Consider the following 13,512-nt stretch of genomic DNA (forward strand, 5'->3'; position numbering starts at 1 on the left):
CCAGCCCCCCCAATACATCGCAACCAAAGAAAAAGGCGGCGCCCTGCGGCACCGCCTTTCAATCTTCAAACCGTTGCCTGGCTTACGCCAGCGCGGCCTTTGCTTTTTCGACAATTGCGCCGAACGCTTCAGGCTCGTGTACGGCCAGGTCGGCCAGTACTTTACGGTCTACTTCGATGCCAGCCAGGCCCAGACCGTTGATGAAGCGCGAGTATGTCAGCGCCTCGTCGTGCGAGCGGACAGCAGCGTTGATACGCTGGATCCACAGCGCGCGGAAGTTACGCTTACGCGCCTTCCGGTCACGGGTTGCGTACTGATTCGCCTTGTCAACGGCCTGACGGGCGACCTTGAAGGTGTTCTTGCGGCGGCCGTAATAGCCTTTTGCTGCCTTGATAACCTTCTTGTGGCGGGCGTGAGTCGTGGTACCACCTTTTACGCGGGACATATCAGCTCTCCTCTACTTAGCGGTCGTAGGGCATGTAGCCCTTGACGGTTTTGGCGTCGGGAGCCGACAGCGTGGTGGTGCCGCGAGCGTCGCGGATGAATTTACGGGTACGTTTGATCATGCCGTGGCGTTTGCCGGCCTGACCTGCGATAACCTTGCCGGAGGCAGTTACCTTGAAGCGCTTCTTGGCGCTCGACTTGGTCTTCATCTTAGGCATTTTCGTCTCCTAGTCTTTGTACGATTACACGCGACTCGGCATGCCAGATGGCCGGCCGCGCAGACAGGCCGCTGCTATAGGCGGGATTTTGAGGGCTGACAAGAGGGATTCTGCCCTGTTTTGCAAGGCCAGAAGCCAATTCAGAGCATTTCGGCAGTTTCCGCGGTTTCAGTGCCCGAAATCCCCCACTTTCAACGCAGGATTTGCGCCACCACATTCACAAATGCCATCGGCACATCCGACAGAGGGAAACCGCCAGGCTTCACCGTGGTGGCATAGAAACACAAGGCCGCCCCGATAAAGGCAAAAAGCGCCGCAAACCGCGGCGCTTCTCGATCGCTCCAGGCCGAGACAAAGGCGGGGACCGCAAAGAAGATGATCATCACACCCAAAACCATGATCAGATCAGCTTGCATTGTCTTTCCTCCGCCCCCTTAACCTTTTGGGTTTGCAGAGCAGTTTATTCCGGATCGGTGGCGTAAATCAAACGCTCTGCGCAGGGCGCCACCCGCAGGATGTTGGTGCTGCCCGGCACATTGAACGGCACACCGGCGGTGACCAGGATCTGATCATCCTCGGTGGCATAGCCGCCCATACGCGCCGCCCGGGCCGCGTTGACCACAGCCTGTTTGAACCGGTCCACATCCCCGCTGATGACCACACAATCGGTGCCCCAGCTCAGCGCCAGACGCCGCGCCGTGTCGCGCAGCGGGGTCAGCGCGATGATCGGCACCCGCGGACGTTCACGCGACACCAGCAGCGCCGTGTTGCCCGATTGCGAGAAGCAGCAGATCGCTTTAATATCCGTGGTTTCCGCGATCTCACGCGCTGCGGCCACAATACCATCCGCAACCGTTTTACGGTCTGCGGTGCGGCTCGCCTCGATGATTTCAGTGTAGGTGGCGTCGCGCTCTACCTCTTCGGCCACGTTGTTCATCGTGGTCACGGCCTCAATCGGGAAGTCACCCGCCGCCGATTCCGCGCTCAGCATGATGGCATCCGCGCCTTCGTAGATCGCCGTCGCCACATCCGAAACCTCAGCCCGTGTCGGCATCGGCGATTCGATCATCGATTCCAACATCTGGGTGGCAACGATCACCGGTTTGGCCGCCTTGCGGCATTTGCGGATCAGGCGTTTCTGGATCGGCGGTACGTTCTGCACCGGCAGTTCCACACCCAGATCACCACGTGCCACCATGATCCCATCCGAAACTTCCAGGATGTCCTCAAAGGCATGCACAGCTGCAGGCTTTTCGATTTTCGACAGGATGGCGGCACGGCCATCGGCCAGCGCGCGGGCTTCCCAGACATCCTCAGGCCGCTGCACAAAGCTCAGCGCCAGCCAGTCGACACCCAGTTGGCAGACAAACTCGAGGTCTTTCTTATCCTTCTCCGAAAGCGCCGCCACCGGCAGAACCACGTCCGGCACATTCACACCCTTGCGGTTGGAAATCGTGCCACCGGCAATCACTTCGGTGTCCGCAAAATCAGAGCCACAGGCGGTGACCTTCAGGCGGATCTTGCCGTCGTTCACCAGCAGGGTGGTGCCCACTTCCAATGCGGCAAAGATCTCGCGGTGGGGCAGGCACACGCGGGTCACGTCGCCAGGCGTGTCGTCCAGATCCAGACGGAACGCCGCGCCGTTTTCCAGCTCTTCGGCCTCATTGGCAAACACCCCAACCCGCAGCTTCGGGCCTTGCAGGTCGGCCAGGATGCCAACCGGGTTGTTCAGGTCTTTCTCAACCTGACGGATGATCGCGTGACGTTCGCGAATTTCTTCGTGATCGCCGTGGCTCATGTTCAGGCGGAATACGTCGGCACCGGCTTCGTGCAGCGCCCGGATGGTTTCATAGTCGCTGGAGGCCGGGCCAAGGGTGGCCACGATTTTCACATTGCGAAAGCGTCTCATATGGATCAAATCCCCTTCTAGCAGGTTGATGTTACCGCTAACTCAGCTGCCTTATACGCATGTGGTACGGCAGAAACAATTCCAATCACGCGCAAAGTGGCATAGAGCGTTTTTAAACCAAGTGAAAGTTTCATGACCTACCAGCCCTTCCATATTCACGGGACCGACCGCAGCTCTCGTTTTCTCATCACCTGTGACCATGCCACCAACACCGTTCCGCCCTTTGTGAACGGGGGCGAACTGGGGCTGGGGGCCGGTGATATGAACCGCCACATCGCCTATGACGTTGGCGCCGCCGGGGTGACACGGGCGCTGGCTGATGCACTGGGATGCCCCGCCATCCTGTCGGATTTTTCCCGTCTGGTGATCGATCCAAACCGCGGTGACGATGATCCCACCCTGCTGATGAAGCTATATGACGGCACCATCATCCCCGCCAACCGCCACGCGGACGCGGCAGAGCTGGAGCGGCGTCTGGACGCCTGTTACCGCCCCTATCACGCAGCCCTGGCCGAACTGGCGGTGCGGCGTGAGGATACGGTGATCATCTCGATGCATTCCTTTACACCGCAGTTGCAGGGCCGTGCCCCACGTCCTTGGCATATCGGTGTACTCTGGGCCGAGGATGGGCGGTATGCTCAGCCGCTGATTGCCCGGTTGGAGGAAGAGAAGGACCTTTGTGTGGGCGACAATGAACCCTACACCGGCTATCTGCCCGGCGATGCGATCGACACCCATGCCACCGCACACAATCGGCCCAACGCGCTGATCGAGATCCGCAATGATCTGATCGAGCACGCCGACCAGCAGGCCCAGTGGGGCCAGCGTCTGGCGCCGATCCTGAAAGAAACTCTGGCCCGCAGCGGCGTTTGATACGCGCGTGCCCCCCTAAAAGGAGCCCCCATGCCCCATGTTGTGATTGATTTTTCCGCCGGTCTGGAAGACAGCGCAGATATGACCGCCCTCTGTCAGGCTGTGTTTGACAAACTGGCGCAGGAACCGGCCATCCCCAATGCCGCCACCTTGAAAGTCCGCGCCCGCCCGCAGCCCTTTGCGGTGATCGGCACCGCGCCGCAAAGCTTTGCCCATGCCACCCTGCGCCTGCTGCCGGGGCGCGACGACGCGACCAAGTCCCATCTGACCCAATCTGTGCTAGAGGTTCTGGCAAAACACCTGCCCGAGACCGGCAGCCTCACCGTTGAGGTGGTCGAAATGCACGGCGCATCCTATGCCAAACGTGTCCTGTGACACGATCCAAGGAGAGACCAATGGACGATCAAACCCGTATCGAGCTTGAAGCCGCCGCCTTCCGCACCCTGCGTGAACATCTGATGGAAAAACGCACCGACGTTCAGAACATCGACATGATGAACCTCGCCGGTTTCTGCCGCAACTGCCTCAGCCGTTGGTATCAGGAAGCCGCCAATGAGCGTGGCATCGAGATGTCCAAAAACGAAGCGCGCGAGATCTACTACGGCATGACCATGGACGAATGGAAAGCCAACTATCAGACCGACGCCAGCCCTGAAAAGCAGGCAGAGTTCAAAAAGGCATTTGCCGAAAATGTTGGTGAAGATAAGGGGTGAGACCCGCGCAATCGGAATTGAAGGAGGCCGCCCACACGGCCTCTTTTGTGTTTCAGGCGTGCCCCTGCAAAGCTGCACATATTCTGTGATGAAACCTGCGTTTTCTGCGCAGAGGAACAGACTTACCTTGACCTCAACGCAATAAATGCAGGAGGCCAAGATGCCCCTTCCCACCCACTTTATCTCGCATGGCGGCGGGCCCTGGCCCTGGGTGCCGCAGATGGCGGCTGAGTTTGCCCCATTGGCGGCGTCTTACCGCGCACTGGCGGACAGCCTGCAACAGAAACCCAAAGCCGTGCTGATGATCTCGGGCCATTGGGAGACCGAGAGCTTTGCTGTCCAACACTGCAAACGCCCGCCGATGGTCTATGATTACAGTGGTTTCCCGCCGGAAACCTATGAGGTGCGCTATCCTGCCCCCGGCGCCCCGGAGCTGGCCGAAGATGTGGCCCAGCGCCTGCACCGAGCAGGTCTACCTACCCGGCTGGACGACACCCAGGGCTATGACCACGGCACCTTCGTGCCGATGTCACTGCTGTTCCCCGAGGCGGATGTGCCGCTGTTTCAGGTGTCCTTGCAGCATGGCTATGACCCGGCTGCCCATTGGGAAATGGGCCGCGCCCTGGCCCCGTTGCGCGACGATGGCGTGCTGATCATCGGGTCCGGCCTCAGCTACCACAACCTGCGCCTCTTTGGCCCCGAAGCGCGCGAGCCCTCCGAAGGGTTTGACCAATGGCTGCAGCAGGCGCTGCAATTGCCGCCCGAGGTGCGCCGCTCTGCGATCCTGAATTGGGAACAGGCCCCCTTTGCCCGCGTGAGCCACAAGAAAGAGGACCATCTGGCGCCGCTCTTTGCCATCTTGGGGGCATCGGAACAGGACAAGGCCGAGGTGACCTATCATCAGAAGATGATCTTTGGCGGGGTGACCGCGTCGAGCTTCCGATTTGGGTGAGGCTCTGCAGGTGCCAACGGCGCCCAATTGCCCCTGCGCACCCAAAATTGCGCAGGGGCGGGGAATGGCAATACACAAACAAATGACTTAAGAAAAACAGGGCCAACCCTGAAGGTCAGCTTAGCGCTGCGGCGCAGAATCTTCAACCTATGACAGCGCATCAGAACCCCAACTCGCCACAAGCCCTCGGTTTGACTGATTACTTTTTGATCCCAAGACCCACGCCACCAAAATCAGAACGCAAAACGGCCCCACGCGGGGGCCGTTCCGAAGGATCACAAAGGGAATCGTCAGATCGCAGCCTTCAGGCTTTCGTCCAGGTAGATCTCACGCAGGCGTTTGGCCACGGGGCCCACTTCACCCCCCCCAATCGCGGCACCGTCCAGCTCCACCACCGGCATCACAAAGGTCGAGGCCGAGGTGACGAACGCTTCATCCGCGGATTGCGCTTCCTCGATGGTAAAGCTGCGCTCCACCACTTCCATCTGGGCCTCACGGGCGAAGCGCAATACGGCGGCACGGGTGATGCCATGCAGGATGTCATTGCTCAGCGCGCGGGTGATGATCTTGCCGTCTTTGACGATATATGCGTTGTTCGAGGTGCCCTCGGTCACCTTGCCCTCTTCCACCAGCCATGCGTCATCACAGCCAGCTTTCTTGGCCATCATCTTGCCCATCGACGGGTAAAGCAGCTGCACGGTTTTGATGTCACGACGGCCCCAGCGGATGTCCTCGATCGAGATCACCTTGATGCCGGTCTTGGCGGCCGGGCTGTCGGCCAGACCGGGTTTGTTCTGGGTGAACAGCACCAGGGTTGGACGGGTTTCTTCGGCGTCGGGGAAGACAAAGTCACGGTCGCCGGGCGCGCCCCGGGTCACCTGCAGATAGATCATACCCTCTTCGATGCCGTTCAGTTCCACCAGCTTGCGGTGGATCTCGAGCAGGTCGCCAAATTCCGCAGGCTTCGCCATATCCAGCTCATCCAACGACCGTTCCAGACGTTTCAAGTGACCGTCAAAATCGATCAGCTTGCCACCCAGCACACTGGTCACCTCATAGACGCCATCCGCCATCAGGAACCCGCGATCAAAGATCGACACCGTGGCTTCGGTCTCGGGCAGATAGTCGCCATTAACAAATACGGTACGGGTCATGCGGTTCTCCTGTCTTGGACGCTGCGTCGGCAATTGACGTCTGGTCACACTCCTGTTTTGGCTTTGGATATCGGCCTAACGGCAAATTCCACAAAGGGGAAGCTTAGATGCCTGCGACACACTCCGCCCTGATCATGTTGGTCGCCGGGATCGGCATTCCTGTTCTGGCAGCCCTGAACGCGGCGTTGGGTCAGCGGCTCGGCTCGCCAATTGCGGCGGGGGTGATCCTGTTCATCGTGGCACTCTCGACCACCCTAATCGTGTTCCTCATTGCATCTGCCACCTCTGGCGCCTCGCTGAAAGGGGCGCTGAGCGCGCCACCCCATCTGTTTTTCGCCGGCTGTCTGGTGGCCTTCTACGTTCTATCGATCACCTGGGTCGCGCCGAGTTTCGGGGTCGGCAACGCGGTGTTCTTTGTGCTGATCGGCCAGTTGATCTCGGCCGCGCTGATTGACCACTTCGGCCTGTTTGGGGCGGCACAGCACCCGCTAACAGCCACCCGCATTGCAGGCATTGCTGTCATGGGGGCCGGTGTGTTCCTGACCCAGATCGCAGGCCGCGGCTGAGCCGCGGCCCAGCACGCAAGGTTAACCCCAAAGCGCCGCGTCGGGTCCGTGCACGCCGGCCGCGTCAAACGTCAACGGCGTCTCACGGTCTTCGGCCAGCAGCAGCGGCCCGTCCAGATCGGTCACCATCGCACCCTGCGCCACCAAGGTTGCCGGGGCCATCGCAAGGGACGATCCGACCATACAGCCCACCATCACCTCATAACCCTCGGCCAATGCCGCCGCGCGCAGTTTCAGCGCCTCGGTCAAACCGCCGGTTTTGTCGAGCTTGATGTTCACCACATCATATTTGCCCTTCAGCTTCGCCAGCGATGTGCGGTCATGGCAGCTTTCGTCGGCGCAGACCGGCACCGGACGCTCCATACCGATCAAGGCGTCATCTTCACCGGCTGGCAAAGGCTGTTCCACCAGATCGACACCCAGACGCACCAGATGCGAGGCCAGATCGGCGTAGACCTCGGCGCTCCAGCCCTCATTGGCGTCCACAATGATCCGCGCTTCGGGCGCGCCTTTGCGCACGGCCTCAAGGCGAACCATATCGTCGGGCGTGCCCAGCTTGATTTTCAAAAGCGGACGGTGGGCGTTCTTGGCGGCCTGTTTCTGCATCTCCTCAGGCGAGGCCAGCGACAGGGTGTAGGCGGTGATTTCAGGCTCCGGCGCGGGCAGACCCGCCAGCTCCCAAACCCGTTTGCCAGCCTGTTTCGCCTCCAGATCCCAGAGCGCGCAGTCCATCGCGTTGCGGGCCGCACCAGCCGGCAGCAGATCCTGCAACGCTTCGCGGGTCACATCAGCGGGCAGGCCTTCGATTTCAGCGGTGACGGACTCCAAGGTCTCATCATAACGCGCATAAGGCACACATTCGCCCCAGCCCACATGGCCACCGCGTTCCACCTTCACCGTCAGCACCTGCGCCTCGGTCCGGCTGCCCCGGCTGATCGTAAACACCTGCGCCAGTTTAAAGACGTCTTTTTGAACGGTGATGGTCACGCCACCCCTCCCGATTTCATCTTGCCAAAAATACTCAAAGCCCGGAGCCCTCCAAGAGCTCCGGCCTTATAAGCCTCAGATCACACCGCTTCCAGCGCGTCGACCAGTTTTCCCGCACCAAAGCGGAACGGGTCGGTGGCTGGCAGGCCCAGCTCCGCCTCAACCTTGGCGCAATAGGCCTTGGCTTCATCCTCGGGCATGTTCTGGGTGTTGATCGAATAGCCCACCACCTGACAGTCGGGGTTGGCGACCTTGGCCAGCGACAGCGCCATATCGCGCACCGCCTCCAAGCTGGGCAGGTGATAGTCCGGCAGACCCCGCATGTGATCGCGGGTCGGCTCATGACAGACCACCAGCGCATCAGGCTGACCGCCGTGGATCAGCGCCATGGTCACGCCCGAGTAGGACACGTGGAACAGGCTGCCCTGCCCTTCGATGATGTCCCAGTGATCGGCGTCATTGCTGGGGGTGATGTATTCGATCGAGCCCGCCATGAAATCCGCAATCACCGCATCCAGCGGCACACCGTCGCCGGTGATCAAGATGCCGGTCTGGCCGGTCGCACGGAACGAGGCCTTCATGCCACGGGCGCGCATTTCCTTTTCCATACAAAGCGCGGTGTACATCTTGCCCACCGAACAGTCGGTGCCCACCGCCAGCAGACGTTTGCCGGTGCGTTTCTTGCCATTGGCAATCGGGTAGTCCACTTCTGGCACCCGCACATCATGCAGGTCCTGACCAGTGGCCTTGGCCACAGCAACCAGATCCTCTTCGTCCTGCAGCAGGTTGTGCAGCCCCGAAGCCAGATCAAAACCCTCTTCCAACGCGGTGACCAGAACCTTCTTCCAGGCCTGGCTGATCACGCCGCCCCGGTTGGCGACACCAATCACCAGCGTTTTGGCACCGGCCGCCTTGGCCTCCTCCAGGGTCATGTCAGGCAGCCCCATGTCGGCCTTGCAGCCCTCCATCCGATACTGGCCCACTGCAAATTCAGGACGCCAGTCCTTGATACCCTGGGCCACTTTCGCAGCCAGTTGGTCCGGGGCGTCACCCAAAAACAGCAGATAAGGGGTCTTGATCATCGTATCGGCCTTTCATTTCTTTTAGCTGGCGCAGTTTGATGGATTCGTATCGGGATTGTCTTCGTGAATGGCGACCGGCACCTAGCGTCAAACGAAGCTTTCACCGCAAAGTGCACGACAGCCTGAAGAATCTTCGAAGTTCGCACTATGCCTGCGAATTAATCACCGCCTCACGCATTTCTCTGCACTCGCAATGCCGCAGCTGCATAATATCCTTGCGATCAGGGACGCAATTTAATAACTCTCAAGTCAGGAAATCTGTAATTTCGTTACCCAAAGGAATCGCCTCATGAGCTTCCGCCTCCAACCGGCCGCCCCGGCACGCCCCAACCGCTGCCAGCTGTTCGGCCCGGCTTCCAACACCAAGTTGTTTGCAAAAATGGCCGCCTCGGCTGCGGATGTGATCAACATCGACCTTGAAGATTCCGTGGCCCCCACGGACAAGGATATGGCCCGCGCCAATGCCATTGAAGCGATCAACACCATCGACTGGGGCAGTAAAACCCTGTCGGTACGGATCAACAGCCTCGACACCCCTTACTGGTACCGCGACGTTGTGGATCTGCTGGAACAGGCCGGTGACCGTCTGGACCAGATCATGATCCCCAAAGTGGGCTGCGCCGAAGACATCTACGCGGTTGACGCGCTGGTCACCGCCATTGAAGCCGCCAAGGGCCGCAGCAAACGCATTTCCTTTGAGGTCATCATCGAATCCGCGGCCGGCATCGCCCATGTCGAAGCCATCGCCGCCGCCTCGCCCCGGCTGGAGGCCATGAGCCTCGGGGCCGCCGATTTTGCCGCCTCGATGGGCATGCAGACCACCGGCATCGGGGGCACGCAGGAAAACTACTACATGCTGCACGACGGCCAGAAACATTGGTCCGATCCCTGGCATTGGGCGCAGGCCGCCATCGTTGCCGCCTGCCGCACCCACGGCATCCTGCCGGTGGACGGTCCCTTTGGCGATTTCTCGGATGACGAGGGCTATATTGCACAGGCCAAACGTTCGGCGACATTGGGCATGGTTGGCAAATGGGCGATCCACCCGAAACAGATCGCGCTGGCCAATGAGGTCTTCACCCCGTCCGAGGCTGCAGTGTCCGAGGCGCGTGAGATTCTTGCGGCAATGGAGCAGGCCAAAGCCAACGGCGAAGGCGCCACGGTCTACAAAGGCCGCCTGGTCGACATCGCCTCGATCAAACAGGCCGAGGTCATCGTCGCCCAATCTGAGCTGATCGCGGGCAGCTAACCCCCAATCCCAAAGGGGGCCTCACTCGGGCGCCCTTTTTCGTCTTTGTTCGATAGCTCACTTCAGCAACACACAGAGCTGGGTCAGCAGGTCTTCAGCTGGCGTATCCGCGGGCGAGTTCAGATAGACCTCATAGGGCGCGGCATCCGCGGCCTCCTCCCCACTTTCCGGCAACCAGCGGCCGTAGAGGTAGTGATAGGCCTCCGCCATGTTGGAATAAGGCCCCTTGAAGGTCAGCACCCCAACACGGCCCGCCATATAGCCCAGCTCCTCCAGACCTTCCGGCACCGCAGCTTCGTCTTTCAGGATAAATCCGGCAAAGCTGCGCAGGTCTTCTTCGGGCACTTCTGCTGGGTCATGAAAATAGATCCCCGCCATCGCCACGGTCTGACCCCAAAACCCCCGCGTGGTCGCCGTGGCGGCCAGTTCCTCAAACTTCGCGCCGATCCCCAAATAGGACCCCGCATGGTGTTGCCCTGCCAGACGCAGCGCGCCGCGGTCCTCAATTTTTACATCAAACACCTTAAACTCCTCAGGTTTCATATGCCGGAGCGCCACCAGCGGCACCCCCTGCTTGCGAAACGCCAGAGGCGTCATCCGGTAGACCGCCCGAAAGGCCCGACCAAAGCTTTGTGGCGTCGGATAGCCCACCCGCGTGGCAATCTCGGCCACCGGATCGGTGCCCTGCGCCAACAGCAAGGAGGCCTGATGCAACCGCACCCGGCGCACCATCTCGGCGCAGGTTTCCACCATCATCGCGTGAAAAACACGATGCCAGTGAAACCGCGACATCGCCGCCACGTCGGCCAGACGGTCCAGCGACAGATCGCCCGCCGGATTGTCATGGATGTATTTCACCACCCGCAGGATCCGGTCCTCGTAGCTACAGGCCATACCACCCTCTTTCATTTCGCACCGCAGATGTGCCCGATCTGCGATGAACAAGTCTTGCTGACCTGCGCGATCCCAGCGTTTTCTTCTTGGCACAAATATCCCGGGGGAATTGGCCGTCAGGCCAAGGGGGCAGCGCCCCACCCCGTCCTGCCCTGTATGCAGACCTCAGGCACGCTCGTCCTTGGGTGATCCCATCACGACAAATGTGGTGATGGAATTTACCTGGTCTAAGGTGCCCAGAATATCGGTGTGGAACCGTTTGTAATCCGCCAAATCCCGCGCCTCGACTCGCAGCAGGTATTCCACCGTGCCGGTGATGTTGTGACATTCGCGCACTTCGTGGGCGCGGGCAATGGAGCGCTCAAAGGCCTCTTGTGCCGATTTCGTGTGCAGCCCCAGCCCCACGGTGATATAGGCGACAAAGCCGACATCCCGCGCCGCCGGGTTGATCACCGCGCGGTAGCCAAGGATCACGCCGGAGCGTTCCAGCTCCTGCACCCGACGCAGACAGGCCGAGGGCGACAGCCCCACCCGTTCCGCCAGCTCCAGATTGGAGATCCGGCCATCTCGCGACAATTCCTGCAATATTCGGTCGTTGATGCGATCGCTCTTCGCCATTTATTGCCCCACTCCTTCATTCACAGCCAAAATTGCAATTTCACGCCGGCATTTCCAGCATAATGTTGCGCCATGACTTATGAACTTCTGACCGCCCTCGCCGCTTTTGCCTTTGTCACCTCGATCACCCCGGGGCCAAACAACCTGATGCTGATGGCCTCAGGCGCCAACTACGGGTTTCGCCGCACTATCCCGCATATGCTGGGGGTGGGCTTGGGCTTTGTCCTGATGGTGGCGCTGGTGGGGCTGGGGTTGATGGGGCTGTTTGATGCCTTCCCGATCACCCACACCGTGCTGAAATACGCCGGCATTGCCTATCTGTTGTGGCTGGCGTGGAAAATCGCCAACGCCGGCATGCCGCAAACCGATGGCAGCACCGGCAGGCCGATGACCTTTTTGCAGGCGGCGGCGTTTCAATGGGTAAACCCCAAGGCCTGGCAGATGGCGCTGACCGCGATCACGCTTTATGCACCAGAACGTACGGCCTGGTCGATCCTGATGGTGGCTGCGGTGTTTGGCGCGGTGAACCTGCCCTCCGTCAGCAGCTGGACGGTGCTGGGCCAGCAGATGACCCGCGTGCTGACCTCGCCCCTGCGGCTGCGGGTGTTCAATGGGATCATGGCGCTCTTGCTGGTGGCCTCGCTCTGGCCGGTGGTGGTGCCGCAGTAATCCGCTTTCAATAATCCGCTGCCTAAAACGGCGCAAAACCGGGGGAAAACCTCCCCCGGCCTCCCCCAACGTCACATGGGATGTTGCATCTGAAGCGCACCACAGCCATATAACTCGCCATCCAAGGCTGGAGTATGACTGACTATGACCAACTACCTCGACTTTGAACGCCCGCTTGCCGAGATCGAAGGCAAAGCCGAAGAGCTGCGCGCCATGGCCCGCCAGAACGAGGAGATGGATATCGAGGACGAAGCCGCCGCGTTGGACACCAAAGCGTCCGAGCTGCTGGAAGAGCTGTACAAGTCCTTGACCCCGTGGCGGAAATGTCAGGTGGCACGCCACCCCGACCGTCCCCACTGTAAAGATTACATCGACGCGCTGTTCACCGAATACACGCCACTGGCGGGCGACCGGAACTTTGCCGATGACCATGCGGTCATGGGTGGTCTGGCCCGCTTCGGGGATACCCCGGTGATGGTGATCGGTCATGAGAAAGGCAACGACACCAAAAGCCGAATCGAGCGCAACTTTGGCATGGCGCGCCCCGAGGGCTACCGCAAAGCCGTGCGTCTGCTGGAAATGGCCGACAAATTTGGCCTGCCGGTTGTAACGCTGGTGGACACCCCCGGTGCCTACCCCGGCAAAGGGGCCGAAGAACGGGGCCAATCCGAAGCGATTGCCCGCTCGACCGAGAAGTGCCTGCAAATTGGCGTGCCGCTGATCTCTATCGTGATCGGCGAAGGCGGATCGGGCGGGGCGGTTGCCTTTGCCACCGCCAACCGCGTGGCGATGCTGGAGCATTCGGTGTACTCGGTGATCTCGCCCGAGGGCTGCGCCTCGATCCTGTGGAAAGACAGTGACAAGATGCGCGAAGCCGCCGAAGCCCTGCGTCTGACCGCGCAGGATCTGACCAAGCTGGGTGTGGCCGACCGGATCATCGACGAACCGATGGGCGGGGCGCACCGTGATACGGATACCTCGATCAAATCGGTTGGGGCCGCGATCCAGTCGATGCTGGACGAACTGTCCGGCAAGTCGCCGGAGCAGCTGGTGAAAGACCGCCGTCAGAAATTCCTGGATATGGGCAGCAAGGGCCTCGCGGCCTGATCCTGAACCCAACCCGACACCCGTTTCAAAGGGCCGCCTGCCAGATGCAGCGCGGCCCTTTTACCTTCCGCCCTTCC

17 protein-coding genes are annotated in these 13,512 nt (G+C 60.5%); 8 read left to right on the forward strand and 9 right to left on the reverse strand.

All coding sequences use genetic code 11. The features are described from left to right. Window positions 1-82: 82 nt before the first annotated feature. The 4 genes from rplT to pyk form a co-directional block, all read right to left on the reverse strand. A complete protein-coding gene (rplT, locus tag SIC14_RS02370) occupies window positions 83-445 on the reverse strand; it encodes a 50S ribosomal protein L20 (RefSeq protein WP_412564245.1) in 363 nt (120 codons plus the stop codon). 16 nt (window positions 446-461) lie between these two features. Then, window positions 462-662 (reverse strand): 50S ribosomal protein L35, encoded by a 201-nt coding sequence (gene rpmI / locus SIC14_RS02375; protein ID WP_412564246.1) that lies wholly within the window; start codon window positions 660-662, stop codon window positions 462-464. A gap of 191 nt (window positions 663-853) precedes the next feature. Next, window positions 854-1,078, reverse strand: a complete 225-nt coding sequence (locus tag SIC14_RS02380) for a hypothetical protein (protein ID WP_412564247.1) — start codon at window positions 1,076-1,078, stop codon at window positions 854-856. Window positions 1,079-1,122: 44 nt separating this feature from the next. Next, window positions 1,123-2,571: a pyruvate kinase gene (pyk, locus tag SIC14_RS02385; protein WP_412564248.1), complete on the reverse strand. Its 1,449-nt coding sequence runs from the start codon at window positions 2,569-2,571 to the stop codon at window positions 1,123-1,125. Between the two features lie 132 nt (window positions 2,572-2,703). On the opposite strand from pyk, the gene SIC14_RS02390 reads away from it, so the two are divergent. From SIC14_RS02390 to SIC14_RS02405, 4 genes are all read left to right on the forward strand, one after another. Then, window positions 2,704-3,444, forward strand: a complete 741-nt coding sequence (locus SIC14_RS02390; RefSeq protein ID WP_412564249.1) for an N-formylglutamate amidohydrolase — start codon at window positions 2,704-2,706, stop codon at window positions 3,442-3,444. A gap of 30 nt (window positions 3,445-3,474) precedes the next feature. Continuing rightward, complete coding sequence (locus SIC14_RS02395; protein WP_412564250.1) at window positions 3,475-3,819, forward strand: 5-carboxymethyl-2-hydroxymuconate Delta-isomerase; 345 nt, start codon at window positions 3,475-3,477, stop codon at window positions 3,817-3,819. Window positions 3,820-3,839: 20 nt separating this feature from the next. Continuing rightward, window positions 3,840-4,157 (forward strand): DUF1244 domain-containing protein, encoded by a 318-nt coding sequence (locus SIC14_RS02400; RefSeq protein WP_412564251.1) that lies wholly within the window; start codon window positions 3,840-3,842, stop codon window positions 4,155-4,157. A 160-nt stretch (window positions 4,158-4,317) separates the two neighbouring features. Continuing rightward, the gene (locus tag SIC14_RS02405) at window positions 4,318-5,109 is read left to right on the forward strand and encodes a DODA-type extradiol aromatic ring-opening family dioxygenase (protein ID WP_412564252.1); all 792 of its coding nucleotides are present in this window, start codon (window positions 4,318-4,320) and stop codon (window positions 5,107-5,109) included. 290 nt (window positions 5,110-5,399) lie between these two features. On the opposite strand, the gene SIC14_RS02410 is transcribed toward SIC14_RS02405, so the two are convergent. Next, a complete protein-coding gene (locus tag SIC14_RS02410) occupies window positions 5,400-6,263 on the reverse strand; it encodes a D-amino-acid transaminase (RefSeq protein WP_412564253.1) in 864 nt (287 codons plus the stop codon). A 107-nt stretch (window positions 6,264-6,370) separates the two neighbouring features. Here SIC14_RS02410 and SIC14_RS02415 point away from each other — a divergent pair, with 107 nt between their 5' ends. Then, window positions 6,371-6,829, forward strand: coding sequence for a DMT family transporter (locus SIC14_RS02415; protein ID WP_412564254.1), 459 nt, complete (start codon window positions 6,371-6,373; stop codon window positions 6,827-6,829). Between the two features lie 21 nt (window positions 6,830-6,850). On the opposite strand, the gene dgcA is transcribed toward SIC14_RS02415, so the two are convergent. After that, window positions 6,851-7,816 (reverse strand): N-acetyl-D-Glu racemase DgcA, encoded by a 966-nt coding sequence (gene dgcA / locus SIC14_RS02420; RefSeq protein ID WP_412564255.1) that lies wholly within the window; start codon window positions 7,814-7,816, stop codon window positions 6,851-6,853. A gap of 80 nt (window positions 7,817-7,896) precedes the next feature. Next, window positions 7,897-8,898 (reverse strand): N-acetyltransferase DgcN, encoded by a 1,002-nt coding sequence (dgcN, locus tag SIC14_RS02425; protein ID WP_412564256.1) that lies wholly within the window; start codon window positions 8,896-8,898, stop codon window positions 7,897-7,899. A 289-nt stretch (window positions 8,899-9,187) separates the two neighbouring features. Between dgcN and SIC14_RS02430 the strand changes: the two genes are divergently transcribed. Beyond that, window positions 9,188-10,147, forward strand: coding sequence for an L-malyl-CoA/beta-methylmalyl-CoA lyase (locus SIC14_RS02430; protein ID WP_412564257.1), 960 nt, complete (start codon window positions 9,188-9,190; stop codon window positions 10,145-10,147). 57 nt (window positions 10,148-10,204) lie between these two features. Here the strand turns inward: SIC14_RS02430 and SIC14_RS02435 are convergent, their stop codons facing one another. Continuing rightward, window positions 10,205-11,041: an AraC family transcriptional regulator gene (locus tag SIC14_RS02435; RefSeq protein WP_412564258.1), complete on the reverse strand. Its 837-nt coding sequence runs from the start codon at window positions 11,039-11,041 to the stop codon at window positions 10,205-10,207. A gap of 165 nt (window positions 11,042-11,206) precedes the next feature. Beyond that, window positions 11,207-11,659: an Lrp/AsnC family transcriptional regulator gene (locus SIC14_RS02440; protein ID WP_412564259.1), complete on the reverse strand. Its 453-nt coding sequence runs from the start codon at window positions 11,657-11,659 to the stop codon at window positions 11,207-11,209. Window positions 11,660-11,731: 72 nt separating this feature from the next. Between SIC14_RS02440 and SIC14_RS02445 the strand changes: the two genes are divergently transcribed. Together SIC14_RS02445 and SIC14_RS02450 are read left to right on the forward strand one after the other, a co-directional pair. Then, entirely contained in the window at window positions 11,732-12,328 is a 597-nt protein-coding gene (locus tag SIC14_RS02445; protein WP_412564260.1) for a LysE family translocator, read from the forward strand. Window positions 12,329-12,472: 144 nt separating this feature from the next. After that, window positions 12,473-13,435 carry an acetyl-CoA carboxylase carboxyltransferase subunit alpha gene (locus tag SIC14_RS02450; RefSeq protein WP_412564261.1) on the forward strand — a complete coding sequence of 321 codons (963 nt, stop codon included), beginning with the start codon at window positions 12,473-12,475 and terminating at the stop codon, window positions 13,433-13,435. Window positions 13,436-13,512: the final 77 nt, after the last annotated feature.

The sequence above is a fragment of the Thalassobius sp. MITS945101 genome (genome assembly GCF_047123305.1).
GTDB lineage: Bacteria > Pseudomonadota > Alphaproteobacteria > Rhodobacterales > Rhodobacteraceae > Thalassobius.

Excerpts from the sequence above, each read along its gene's own strand:
- rplT (WP_412564245.1), bottom strand. The coding sequence starts at position 445 with ATGTCCCGCGTAAAAGGTGGTACCACGACTCACGCCCGCCACAAGAAG.
- rpmI (WP_412564246.1), bottom strand. The coding sequence starts at position 662 with ATGCCTAAGATGAAGACCAAGTCGAGCGCCAAGAAGCGCTTCAAGGTA.
- SIC14_RS02380 (WP_412564247.1), bottom strand. The coding sequence starts at position 1,078 with ATGCAAGCTGATCTGATCATGGTTTTGGGTGTGATGATCATCTTCTTT.
- pyk (WP_412564248.1), bottom strand. The coding sequence starts at position 2,571 with ATGAGACGCTTTCGCAATGTGAAAATCGTGGCCACCCTTGGCCCGGCC.
- SIC14_RS02390 (WP_412564249.1), top strand. The coding sequence starts at position 2,704 with ATGACCTACCAGCCCTTCCATATTCACGGGACCGACCGCAGCTCTCGT.
- SIC14_RS02395 (WP_412564250.1), top strand. The coding sequence starts at position 3,475 with ATGCCCCATGTTGTGATTGATTTTTCCGCCGGTCTGGAAGACAGCGCA.
- SIC14_RS02400 (WP_412564251.1), top strand. The coding sequence starts at position 3,840 with ATGGACGATCAAACCCGTATCGAGCTTGAAGCCGCCGCCTTCCGCACC.
- SIC14_RS02405 (WP_412564252.1), top strand. The coding sequence starts at position 4,318 with ATGCCCCTTCCCACCCACTTTATCTCGCATGGCGGCGGGCCCTGGCCC.
- SIC14_RS02410 (WP_412564253.1), bottom strand. The coding sequence starts at position 6,263 with ATGACCCGTACCGTATTTGTTAATGGCGACTATCTGCCCGAGACCGAA.
- SIC14_RS02415 (WP_412564254.1), top strand. The coding sequence starts at position 6,371 with ATGCCTGCGACACACTCCGCCCTGATCATGTTGGTCGCCGGGATCGGC.
- dgcN (WP_412564256.1), bottom strand. The coding sequence starts at position 8,898 with ATGATCAAGACCCCTTATCTGCTGTTTTTGGGTGACGCCCCGGACCAA.
- SIC14_RS02430 (WP_412564257.1), top strand. The coding sequence starts at position 9,188 with ATGAGCTTCCGCCTCCAACCGGCCGCCCCGGCACGCCCCAACCGCTGC.
- SIC14_RS02435 (WP_412564258.1), bottom strand. The coding sequence starts at position 11,041 with ATGGCCTGTAGCTACGAGGACCGGATCCTGCGGGTGGTGAAATACATC.
- SIC14_RS02440 (WP_412564259.1), bottom strand. The coding sequence starts at position 11,659 with ATGGCGAAGAGCGATCGCATCAACGACCGAATATTGCAGGAATTGTCG.
- SIC14_RS02445 (WP_412564260.1), top strand. The coding sequence starts at position 11,732 with ATGACTTATGAACTTCTGACCGCCCTCGCCGCTTTTGCCTTTGTCACC.
- SIC14_RS02450 (WP_412564261.1), top strand. The coding sequence starts at position 12,473 with ATGACCAACTACCTCGACTTTGAACGCCCGCTTGCCGAGATCGAAGGC.